Source organism: Streptomyces sp. NPDC088762, from assembly GCF_044750905.1.
In the GTDB taxonomy this organism is placed as follows: domain Bacteria; phylum Actinomycetota; class Actinomycetes; order Streptomycetales; family Streptomycetaceae; genus Streptomyces.
The window spans coordinates 144,375-155,662 of the sequence record NZ_JBIVKT010000003.1; the positions used below are offsets into that span (position 1 = coordinate 144,375).

The window sequence follows — 11,288 nt, forward strand, 5'->3', positions numbered from 1 at the left end:
TGAAAGAGGACGGCACGCCCGAAGCCCCGGCGCGATCCGCCCGCGGCCGGCGCGGACGGGACGGGTCACCGGCCTCGCCCGCCGGGCGAACGGGAATCCGGCAGCCATGGGACCGCGAGTCATCGCCGATGGTCAGGTGCGTTCCAGCGCCGGGCTGATCCCGGACGGGTCGAACCCCTGACCCGTGAGATGGTCACGTCTTGCTCTTGACGCCCTAGCTCACCAGATGCAAGCGTGACATGCAACAACGTTATATGACGTTCGTTTACGACGGCTCGTCGGCGTGTGTCCTCTCTCTCCCTGTCGAGCGTCCTCCTTCTCTCCTCACTCCTCTCGACTCCCCTCGGCAAGGAGCATCAGCTATGGCTGCGAAGAAATCGGTGCTGGCGTTGCTCACGAGCGCGGGACTGCTGGCCACCACGGCCTGCACCAGCTCGTCGAACGGAAACGGCACCCTCCCCAGGCCCGGCCGCCTGACCACCACCACCGCACCCGGAACCGCCGAAGTGGACCGGATCACCTGGGCCCTGCCCTACGGTGAACCGACGACCCTCGACCCCGCGAAGATCGGCGACTACTCGCCCCAGACGGTCGAAGCCAACCTCTGCGACACCCTGACCCGGATGAACGCGGACTTCTCCCTGAGCCCCGGCCTCGCCCAGCAGGTCACTTGGGCCGATGACCACACTCTGGTTCTCGACCTCCGCCCCGGCGTGACGTTCTGGGACGGCTCGCCCATGACACCCGAGGACGTGATCCACAGCCTGGAGCGACAGCGGGACCCGAGGACGCAGGCCCTGTACGGGAACTACCTGGCCGCCGTGACCTCGATCAAGGCCACCGGCCCCCACCAGGTGACGCTGGGGACCCAGGGGTACGACCAGACGCTCCCCAAGGCGCTCGCCACGTCGTTCGGTGCGGTCAGCCAGAAGGCGTACACCGAGAAGGCCGGCCCCGCCTACGGGACCGCCAGGGGCGGCTTGATGTGTACGGGGCCGTTCAAGCTGGGCACCTGGAAGTCCGGCAACGGCATCACCTTGGAGCGGAACGACGCCTACTGGGACACCGGCCTCAAGCCGAAGGCGAAGCAGGTCGAGTTCCGGTTCATCACCAACAACAACACACTCACCAGCGCGCTGCTGTCCGGCGAGGTGGACGGCACCTACGAGCTGCCGCCGAGCAGCGCCACCGCGCTCGGCAAGGCCGGCAACGGCGCTGTGCACCTCGGCCCGTCGACCCAGAACGTGCTGCTGATCCCCGCGAACGCCGAGTCGCCTGCGGCCGACCGCACGCTCCTGGACGCCCTGTCCCTGGTCATCGACCGCGACGCGCTGATCCGGAACGTCTTCGGCGGTGACGCCATCATCCTGAAGTCGCTCGTCCCGCCGCTCACCTGGCGCGGGGACAAGGCCGCCGCTCGGTTCGACGCCGCCTACGCGGCACTGCCCGACGCCCCGAAGCCGGACGCGGAGAAGGCGAAGAAGCTGGTCGCGCGGGCCCGCCCCCTCTCACATCCGCTGGTGGCCGCCATCCCCGCCGGGGACCAGCGCGGACTTCAGGCGCTGACGTTCGTCCAGGCCGCAGCCAAGGAGATCGGCGTCGACATCGAGATCAAGCAGCTCCAGCCCACCGAGATGTCCTCGCTCTTCTACGACCCCTCGGTCCGCAAGGGGCTCGACCTCATCCTCACCTTCGGTTACGTCACGATGCCCGACCCGGCCTCCTACGTCGCCGAGAGCGTCACTCCCCGGGGGCTCTTCAACTGGACGGGCTACGACAACCCCGAGGTGACACGGCTGCTCGACCAGGCCCGCACCTCCTCCGACCCCGCGGCCTCGGCCTCGGCGTACGCCGAAGCCCAGGCCCTGTTCACCCCCACCACCCCGGCCGTGTTCCTGGCCGGCACGCACGAGCGGATGTTCATGAACAAGCGCATCAGCGGTGCGCCGACCTCGTTCGCGTACATGGGCATGCCATGGGCCGCCCACCTCGGCGGCACCGCCAAGTGACCACCAGCCCTTCGAATCAGGAGACGACGATGACCGACACCACCGGCGGCAGGCCGTTGTGGGACCACTCGGCTGCCGAACTGGCCGCCGGCATCCGCGCGAAGACGTTCTCCGCGACCGAGGTCGCCCAGGCGTTCCTCTCGCGCATCGAGGAGACCAACCCGGCCCTCAACGCCCTCGTGGACATCCGGCCCGAGGAGGCTCTCGCCCAGGCCGCCGCCGCCGACGCCGCCGTCGCCGCGGGCGGGAAGCTCCCCCCGCTGCTCGGTGTCCCCGTCTCCACGAAGATCAACACCTCGCAGCGCGGACACATCAGCTCGCACGGCGTCTCGGCCTGGGCCGGCGTCGTGGCCGAGGACGACGCCGTCTGCGTCGCCGCCCTGCGCGAGGCCGGTGCGACCCTGATGGGCCGCAGCAACAGCCCGGCCTTCGCCGTGCGCTGGTTCACCGGCAACGATCTGCACGGCACGACGCTCAACCCGTGGGACCCCGGCCGCACCCCGGGCGGGTCCTCCGGGGGCGCCGCCGCGTCGGTCGCCGTCGGCATGACACCCATCGCGCAGGGCAACGACATCGGCGGCTCCGTCCGCTTCCCTGCCTACTGCTGCGGCGCCGTCGGCCTGCGCCCCACCATGGGACTCGTCTCCGGGGTGGAACCCCGTGGCGCCGAGGAGTTCGACAGCCCGTTGTCCTTCCAGACCATGGCGGTCCACGGCCCGCTCGGCTGGACCGTCGACGACGTCCGGCTCGGGCTGCACGCCATGGTGAGCCCCGACCTGACCGACCCGGTGGGACTTCCGGCGCGCCCGCCGCTGGGCGAACCGCGCCGGGTCAAGGTCGCCGTCGTCCGCGACGCCGGCGGCGCCAAGCCGCATCCCGGCGTCAACGCCGCCATCGACGACGCGGCCCGCTGGCTCAGCGAGGCCGGCCACGAGGTGGAGGAGGTCGAACTCCGCCTGCTCGGCGAGGCCGCCCGGCTGTGGTCGCTCCTGCTCTACCAAGAGCTGAAGACGATGATGTCCGAGATCGAGCGGTTCGGTGACGACACCGTACGCATCTCCCTCGCCGCCTCGTTCGCCGCCGCCGCGGAGACCTGGGGCGAGCAGCCCACCCTCACCGACTACATCCGGGGCTACGCCCGCCGCGGCACCCTCATCAGCCGCCTCCAGCAGTTCCTCGGCCAGGACCGGATCGTGCTGACGCCGGTCTGCGCCGAGCCCCCGTTCGAGCAGGACGCCGACCTCGCCGGGGACGCCCGGGTAAGCGAACTCCTGGCCGCGCAGTGGCCGATGCAGGCCGTCCCCGTCCTGGGTTTCCCCGCCATCTCCGTACCCACCGGGCCGCGCGACGGATTGCCCTCCGGCGTACAGCTGATCGGCGGACGCTTCCAGGAGGACCTGCTGCTCCACGTCGCCGCGGCGATCGAGGCCCGCGCCCCGCGTACCCGGCCGACCCTCTCCTGGAGGCAGACCGGCTGACCACCCGATCCCGCACCACACCAACGGCGTGCCCCGGCGGTCTCTGCGTACCGCCGCGGCACGCCGTCTCCGTCACAGCGGGACGAGCGGGGGCGCCGGGGCCTTCACCCGCGGCACCGCGTAGAAGATGCCGACCAATACCCCGGTCGAGGGCGCCTGGACGTACGGCACGGGGTCAGCTTCAGGTGCGCCACAGAGGTACCGTCGCTCCGGGACCCGGATGCGACAAGAGGAGGACGGCTGCCCCGCCCCCTTCCCGGGACAGCCGTCCTCGCTCGGTGAGCCGCGTGATGTGCGGGGCATCAGGCGGCCGCTTTGTTCGCCCTTCTCTGCGGTTTCCAGCCCGGCTTCGGGATGGAGGCGATGAGGCGTTGGGTGTAGGGGTCTTGGGGGTCGCCGAGGACCGATGCGACGGGGCCGCGCTCGACGACTCTGCCTCGCTGCATCACCAGGACGTCGTCGCTGATGTGCCGGACAGCGCCGAGGTCGTGCGTGATGAACAGCAGCGCGGTCCCCGTGTCCGTGCGGATGCGGGTGAGCAGGGCCAGGATCTGCGCCTGGATGGACACGTCCAGAGCCGCGATGGCCTCGTCGAGGATCAGTATCCGTGGTTCGGCGGCCAGGGCGCGGGCGATGGCGACGCGCTGGCGCTGGCCGCCGGAGAGCGCCTTCGGCAGGGATTGTGCCTGCCGGTCGTCCAAGCCGACCATGTCCAGCAGTTCGGCCACGCGGGCGCGCAGCCGGTCCGTCGACAGGTGCTGGTGGAGCCCGACCGCCTCGGCGACGGCGTCGCCGACGCGCTGGCGCCGGTCGAGGGACGAGTAGGGGTCCTGGAACACCATCTGGATCTGCCGGTCGCGGGCACGGCGCTCGCGTGAGCGTGACCGGCCGGGCCTGCGCTCGTCGCCGGCGACGACGATGTGTCCGCCGCTGGGCATCTCGAGTCCGGCGATCATGCGGGCGGTGGTCGTCTTGCCCGATCCCGACTCGCCGACGATGGCCACTGACCCCTGCTCCGGGAGCGAGAACGTCACGTCGTCCACGGCGACGAAGTCACCGAACTCCTTACGGAGGTTGCGTACTTCAAGCATGGCCGAGGGCCTCCTCGGGAGTGAAGGTGTGGGGGAAGTGGCAGGCCGCCGACGCGTCACCGTCGGAGGCGCTGGCCGTGCTCGGTTGTGGCCGGTCGCTTCGGCACAGGTCCTGAACGTGGGGACATCGGTCGCTGAAGGCGCATCCTGTGGGCGCTTCGAAACCCGACAGGGGCCTTCCGGGGATCGAGCGGAGCTCCGCGGCGGCGTCGGAGACCGAGGGGCGGGAGGCGAGCAGGGCGCGCGTGTAGGGATGGGCGGCGTGCCCGCGCAGGCGGTCGGCGGGGAGTTCCTCGACGGTGGTGCCCGCGTACATCACCACGACCCGGTCGCACACGGCCGCCGCCAGTTCCAGGTCGTGGGTGATGAAGAGCATGGCCAGTCCGCGGGCCGCACGGGCTTCTCCGATGATGGCCATCACCTCTTCCTGCGTGGTCACGTCGAGGGCGGTGGTCGGCTCGTCCGCGAGGAGCAGACGTGGCTCGGCGGCCAGCGCCGCGGCGATCATGACGCGTTGCAGCAGGCCGCCCGACAGTTCGTGGGGCCGTTGACGCATGCGCCGGTCGGCGTCGGCGACGCCGACCTCCCGCAGGATCCCCGTGACTTTCCCCACCGCCTCGGCGGCCGGGACACGGCGTGCGGTGGTCAGTCCTTCGACCAGGAAGTCGCCCACACTGCGGGCGGGGTTGATGTGGGCTCGCGGGTCCTGGAACACCATGGCGACCTCGGTCGCCCGGAAGGCGCGCAGGCGCTCGGGCTTCATTCGCGGCACCGACTCCCCCGCGAACAGCACGTCTCCGTGGATCCGGGCGCTGCCCGGGAGCAGCCCCAACGCCGCGCGGGCCGTCAGGGACTTGCCGGAACCGGATTCGCCAACCAGGGCGACGGCCCTGCCTTCGGGGATGGTGACGCCGGCGCGGTGGACGACGGTGCGCGGGGCGCCGTCGAGGAGCAGGTCGATGCCGAGCGCGTCGATCTGGAGCAGGGGCGGTGTGCTCATGCGTTCTCTCCGAGCAGACGTCTGGACAGTGCCGTACCCAGCAGGTTGAACGCGACGACGACGATCAGGATGGCGACGCCCGCGTACAGCGCCTGCTGCGGCCGGCCGGCGAGGATCGAGGGGGCTCCGTTGGCCACCATCAGTCCCCACTCCGGATCCGGCGGCTGGCTGCCGAGTCCGAGGAAGGAAATCGCGGCCACGTCGAGCAGCGCGTAGCCGAAGCCGATGGTGGCCTGGACGAGGACGAGCGGCAGCAGGTTCGGCAGCAGGTGCCTCAGCCAGATGCGGGCGGTGGGCGCGCCGAGGAGCTGGAGCGCCGACACGTACGGCAGGTTGCGTTCCTTGATCGCGGCCGATCGTACGACGCGGGTGATCAGGGGCAGGTAGGCGATCGACAGGGCGACGATCGGTGCGGTGAGTCCGGCGCCGAAGACCGCGGCGACGAGGACGGCCAGGATGAGCCCCGGAAAGCCGAAGACGATGTCGAGGGCCCCGGAGACGAACCGGTCCAGCCAACCCCCGGACCAGGCTGCCGTCAGCGCGAGGAGGGTACCGAGCGTGGTGGACACGGCGATCACGACGGCGGGGGCGGCGAGGCTGGCGGGGGTTCCGGCGATCAGCCGCGAGAGGAGATCGCGTCCGGTGTCGTCCGTCCCGAGGAGGTGGGTGGCGGACGGTCCGAAGTTGACGTTCAGCGGGTCGACGGCGTTTGGGTCGTGCGGGGCGAGCAGCGGTCCGAGCACGGCCAGTACGACGAACAGGGCCACGACGCATCCCGCGCCGAGTGTCAGGTGGTCGCGTGGGCGTCCGGTGCGCCGCTTGGGCAAGGTACGGGTGAACAGGGCGGTCGTCATCGGGCGGCCCCCTTCTGTGCGGTTCGGGGGTCGAAGGCGGCGCTGACGAGGTCGACGGTGGTGTTGAGGACGACGAAGACGATCACGAAGATCAGGGAGACGGCCTGCACAACGGCCATGTCCTGCTTGGACGCGGCCTCGATCATGAGGGCTCCGAGCCCTCCTGTGCCGAACGCCTGCTCGGCGACCGCCGCGGTGGCGATGAGTCCGGCGATGCCGACGCCCGAGACGGCGAAGACGGGGCCGGAGGCGTTGTGCAGGACGTGCCGCCTGATCACCGTCCGCTCGGGCACGCCGCGACTGCGGGCGGTCTCCACGTGCTCGGAGCGCATCTCCGCGCGGACGGCGGTCCGGGTCACCTGGGCGACGTAGCCGATCCAGCTCAGCGCCAGCGCTACGGCCGGAAGCGTCAGGTGCGTCAGTGTGCCCGTGAAGCCCTCGCCGGAGCCGTAGACGGGAAACCACGGGAGCTGGACGGCGAAGAGCCAGATGAGCAGGACCGCCATGACGAAGGTCGGTACCGCCATCGCACCCGCCGTCAGGGTCGTGGTCAGCGTTTCCGTGCGTCCGCCGCGTAGTGCGGCGGCCGTGCCGATGACGGTGCCGCCGATGAGGACGAGGACCGAGGCGTAGGCGACGAGTGCCAGGGTGTCGCCGGCGCGGGCGCCGATGAGGCCGGCGACGGAGTCGCGGTAGACGAGGGACTTGCCGAAGTCCCCTTGGAGGAAGCTGCTCAGCCAGTGCCAGTAGCCTTGGATGAACGGATCATCCAGGTGGTACTCGCGGTGGATCTGTGCCAGCACGGCGGGGTCGGGATTGCGGCTGCCCCCGACGAGCAGCGTGGCGGGGTCCCCGGGAGTGAGGAACATCGCGCCGTAGATGGCCAGGCTGGAGGCGAGTACGGTCAGGACGAGCATGCCGAGCCTGATCGCGACGAATCGGAGGCTCATTTCGGACCGCCTCCTTCACGGCACTGTTCGACGGCCGGGTGGTGCGCTCCTGCGCCGCTTGCCGGAGTCGTGCTGGGGAGATGTCGCAGAGGGAGCATGGGCCCTCCTGGGTGCAGGGGCTATTCGCCGCTTTCGGGCAGGACGGTCAGGCACAGGCGGGAGGGGTGGGCGGTGCCGGTCCGGATCTTCTGCAGACTCGCCTTGGGGGCGGTCGTCAGCCACGGACTCTCCAGGGAGCCGGAGTTGGGCAGGTGGTTCGGGAAGTCGCTGCCGGCGATCATCAGCGCGAGGCGGTGGCCCGGGCGCACCCGGTAGCCGGTGTGTCCCAGGGCGATCTCGATCTCGCCCGGCTTGTCGGCCTGGGCGCAGCCACGCACGATGAGGCGTGCCGTGCCGTCGGGGGCCAGGTCGAGGAGTCGTACGAAGATGTCGAACGTGGGGGCCGTGCTCTCCGCGTGCAGCACCGCTTGGACGGGGCCGGCGAGGTCGAGTGGCCGGTCGGAGGCTGGGCTGGTGAACAGGAGGACGTCGTCCCGGTCGATGGTGCGACGCTCGTCGACGTGGTCGCGCAGTTGCAGGAACGTGTCAGCCGCGGCCGACGGTACGAGATCGTCGGGGTCGTACCGCCACTGCGCCGATTCCGATGTGCCGTCCGGACGCGGGGCCAGCTTCCCACCGGGAACCGTGCCGGTCGCCGCAGCCGGCTCCGTCAGGTACAACTCGGCGGCCCTGGCTTCCGGCAGCGGCCACCTGGCCGAGGTGCGCCAGCCCTCGTGCCCGAGCTTCCAGCGCACCCGGGGCAGCGAGTCGGGATGCGCGGCGCCCTTGAGGAAGACGTCGAAGAACTCGATCGCGGGACCGGTGTAGGAGTCCAGCATGCGTGCGAGGGCGGCGTCGCCGGCCAGGTGGTCGGTCTCCGGGGTCGCCGGGGCGTCCTCGAGGAAGTAGTTCTCGTGGTCGATGGTGTCGGCGATCAGGTACTGGACGGCCGCCCAGCCGGGGCGCTTGGCCAGCTCCGTGTAGTCGCGCATGTGGGCGATGCCGAGGTTGTCGAACCAGCCCACGCAGTGCAGCACGGGGACGGGGCGGGCGTCGTAGGGGTGCGGCCCGTTGTACGGGTCGAGGGGGATGCCGCCGACGATGAGGTCGAAACCGGTGGAGCGCTTCCCGATCGCGGTGAAGGCCTCCTCGTAGGCGTCGATGATCGGGCGCCTGACGAGATCGACGTCGAACGCGTGGATGTCGTTGTCCGTCCACACCTGCGCCTGGTAAGTGGCACCTTCCAGCCACAGGGGCTGTCGCCCGGAGCCCGAGTCGTAGGTGGCGATGCCAGGGGCGTTGGTGGTGCTGGTGACCCGGGGGACGATGGCGCGCAGGGCGGGGTGCTGGCTGGAGACGGCGGACCACTGGGTGAAGCCGTAGTACGAGTCGCCGAACATGCCCACGATCCCGTCGGACCAGGGCTGGCGGGTGATCCACTCGATGGTGTCGTAGCCGTCGTCGACCTCTCCGGTCCAGCCCAGTGTCCTGCCCTGCGAACGGAACTTGCCCCGGACGTCCTGGACCACCACGACGTAGCCACCCGCCGTGAACCTGTCCGCGATCTTGTCGAAGAAGGCATACCGGCTGTTCTTGTCATAGGGCAGGCGGGCCAGGACCGTGGGCGCCGGCGCCTGATCGGCGCCGTACACGTCGGTGGCCAGTTGCACCCCGTCGCGCATGCGCACCATGTGCTGTCGCGCGCACGGAGGGACGGGTTCCGGTGTTACTCGTTGGACGGCAAGGCTCATGAAGCCCCTCCAGGGAAGCAACTTTTACATAACAACGTGATATAACAGCGTTGCATTTAAATGCGTTCAACGTCAACCCCCTCTGAGCTAGGTTGATTCCATGCCGATCGACGTCGACGAAGTCCAGCGCCACAAGGCAATCGCCCAGGCCACCCTCGCTATCGCCGCCCGGGACGGCGCGCGCGCCATCACCATCCGCGCCGTGGCCAAGGAACTCGGCGGCTCCACGGCCATGGTCACCAACTACGTGCCGACCCGCACCGCGCTGATCACCAACGCCGTACGCGCCGCCGAGTCACGGTGGCGGGCCGATCTGGAGGCCCACCTGGGCGACCTGTCCGGCGCGGACCGACTGCGAGCCACGGTGGAGTGGCACCTGACCACGGATCCCGAGGACCTGCTGCTCCGCACGCTCTGGATCGAGATGCTCTCGTCGGCACACTCCGACCCCAACGGGGTCGACCGCCAGGAACCGCGCGAAACACGCGAGGAGTTCCTCGACGCCTCCCTCGCCGCGGGAGCTCGGGACGCCGGCCTCGCCGCCGACGTCCTCTCACTGCTGACCCGCGGCTACTACGTCTCCACGGTGGAAGAGCCCACCTACTGGACACCGGAGCGCGCAAGCCGCGTCGCCAGAGCCGTGGTGGACGCCCTCATCGACAGCTGAAGGAGACGCACCCCCGACCGGCACGAGCCCCGGCACATACCGCGGCCAACAGCCCGATCCACACCTCTTGACATTGCTCCGCCGCCACCCGCCCCGAGCCGTACCGGCCCCCACACTTCCCGCTCAACACCGACGCGCACGTCGCCGCGACCTTTCCGGTCCCCGGCCAGCCCGCCCAGCTCACCGACGCCGACAACGACGACGCACACGCGCTGACCGTCACCGGCGCCGTACGTCATGCGTCATGCGTCACGCCTTCTTCAGTTCCCACTTCTGGGATGCCTCCACCTTGTCCTTCTCTGGGGCCGCTCCCAACACCCACCTATACTCCTCCGGGATTTCGTCGGACGGAGAGAGTCCCAATCTCATGCGAATATCACGCTCGCGTTCTTGATATTGGGCAGCGTAAGTGGCGCAGCTCCCAGCCGTATAAGGGCCGCAGTCATCGACCGAGCTGGCCAGATAACGGTCACGATCCCTGATTTTGATGAAGCCGTCGGTGAACTCCCACCTGGCCCCGTAGAGACTGCCCGTTCCGATCATGGTGACCGAGCCTGAATCAAAGGCTCGCAGGGCGAAGTACCCCCGGCCAGCCGCCTCCTCCACGGCGCTGACCAGGCGGCCTCCATCATCGTAGGACCACACCTCGTCCGTGCTGCTCCTGAGGCCGGTACGCATCTCGGGCGTCGGATTAGACGTGCCGCCAGCTGCATCGTATGGAGCGGACGTATCTACCGAGTGGACACGTCCGCCTCGATTAATGAGGTACCTCTGCGTTTCAACGTGGAAGATGCGGAATTTTCCACCGGGAAATCCATGAGACATTGGAGACCCTCTCTTCGCGCGAAGCCGATCAACCCATCGAGTCACTTTGCCACATGATTTCTGCCCCCTCCAGTGCGCTGGTCCGTCCGAGCGAGTGATTACATCAGAAGCTGCGTCAGGCCTTACGGGTGGACATCGGGGAGCTCGAGCACCCCGCCGAGGCGGACCAAGAGGCCGACCGGATACCCGACCGCGCCGCAGTCACCCCGCGACGGGCCCGTGGATTCGTTGCAGGGTTACGGGTGGGGTGTGGCGAGGTCGCCGATGGTGGCGATGCCGTATCGGGCGAGCGTGCGGGCCGTCTTGGGGCCGAGGCCCGGGAGGGCGGCGGTCGGCCGGGGCCCGGAGGAACGCCGCGATCTCGTAGGGGTGTCGGCGACGATGGTCGCGGCCCCGGGCGGGGTGATGTCGGCGGCCATGGCGGCGATCGACGCGAGCCGTTCGTCGGCCTGGACGGTGAGACGCATCTGCAGGCCGTCGACCCAGGTCAGGTGGGCGCGGTGCTGGACGTCGGCCATGGTGGTGGTTCCCTACGCGGCGGTACAGAGGGTGGCTCGTACCCACGCAGCAGGAGCGGCACGAGCGGCAACTGCTGCGCTCACGCGGGAGAATCCGGCTCCCCGA

General features: G+C 69.8%; 10 protein-coding genes. 3 read left to right on the top strand and 7 right to left on the bottom strand.

Annotated elements, in window-relative coordinates:
* Positions 1-362: 362 nt before the first annotated feature.
* Both ACIP5M_RS08995 and ACIP5M_RS09000 read left to right on the top strand, forming a co-directional pair.
* Positions 363-2,009, top strand: a complete 1,647-nt coding sequence (locus ACIP5M_RS08995) for an ABC transporter substrate-binding protein (RefSeq protein WP_401193891.1) — start codon at positions 363-365, stop codon at positions 2,007-2,009.
* A 29-nt stretch (positions 2,010-2,038) separates the two neighbouring features.
* The gene (locus ACIP5M_RS09000; protein ID WP_401193894.1) at positions 2,039-3,487 is read left to right on the top strand and encodes an amidase; all 1,449 of its coding nucleotides are present in this window, start codon (positions 2,039-2,041) and stop codon (positions 3,485-3,487) included.
* A 302-nt stretch (positions 3,488-3,789) separates the two neighbouring features.
* Here ACIP5M_RS09000 and ACIP5M_RS09005 read toward each other — a convergent pair whose 3' ends face one another.
* From ACIP5M_RS09005 to ACIP5M_RS09025, 5 genes are all read right to left on the bottom strand, one after another.
* Positions 3,790-4,578: an ABC transporter ATP-binding protein gene (locus tag ACIP5M_RS09005; RefSeq protein WP_401193897.1), complete on the bottom strand. Its 789-nt coding sequence runs from the start codon at positions 4,576-4,578 to the stop codon at positions 3,790-3,792.
* A complete protein-coding gene (locus ACIP5M_RS09010) occupies positions 4,571-5,578 on the bottom strand; it encodes an ABC transporter ATP-binding protein (RefSeq protein WP_401193899.1) in 1,008 nt (335 codons plus the stop codon). Before ACIP5M_RS09010 ends, ACIP5M_RS09005 begins: the two co-directional genes overlap by 8 nt.
* On the bottom strand, positions 5,575-6,432 hold the full coding sequence (locus tag ACIP5M_RS09015; protein ID WP_401193901.1) for an ABC transporter permease: 858 nt from the start codon (positions 6,430-6,432) through the stop codon (positions 5,575-5,577). Before ACIP5M_RS09015 ends, ACIP5M_RS09010 begins: the two co-directional genes overlap by 4 nt.
* A complete protein-coding gene (locus ACIP5M_RS09020; RefSeq protein WP_401193903.1) occupies positions 6,429-7,382 on the bottom strand; it encodes an ABC transporter permease in 954 nt (317 codons plus the stop codon). The genes ACIP5M_RS09015 and ACIP5M_RS09020 overlap by 4 nt, the downstream gene beginning before the upstream one ends.
* A gap of 119 nt (positions 7,383-7,501) precedes the next feature.
* Entirely contained in the window at positions 7,502-9,103 is a 1,602-nt protein-coding gene (locus ACIP5M_RS09025; RefSeq protein WP_401193906.1) for a CocE/NonD family hydrolase, read from the bottom strand.
* A 169-nt stretch (positions 9,104-9,272) separates the two neighbouring features.
* On the opposite strand from ACIP5M_RS09025, the gene ACIP5M_RS09030 reads away from it, so the two are divergent.
* The gene (locus tag ACIP5M_RS09030; protein WP_401193909.1) at positions 9,273-9,839 is read left to right on the top strand and encodes a TetR/AcrR family transcriptional regulator; all 567 of its coding nucleotides are present in this window, start codon (positions 9,273-9,275) and stop codon (positions 9,837-9,839) included.
* A 249-nt stretch (positions 9,840-10,088) separates the two neighbouring features.
* Here ACIP5M_RS09030 and ACIP5M_RS09035 read toward each other — a convergent pair whose 3' ends face one another.
* The gene (locus ACIP5M_RS09035) at positions 10,089-10,517 is read right to left on the bottom strand and encodes a hypothetical protein (RefSeq protein ID WP_401193912.1); all 429 of its coding nucleotides are present in this window, start codon (positions 10,515-10,517) and stop codon (positions 10,089-10,091) included.
* Between the two features lie 383 nt (positions 10,518-10,900).
* Positions 10,901-11,182, bottom strand: a complete 282-nt coding sequence (locus ACIP5M_RS09040; RefSeq protein ID WP_401193914.1) for a hypothetical protein — start codon at positions 11,180-11,182, stop codon at positions 10,901-10,903.
* Positions 11,183-11,288 lie beyond the last annotated feature (106 nt).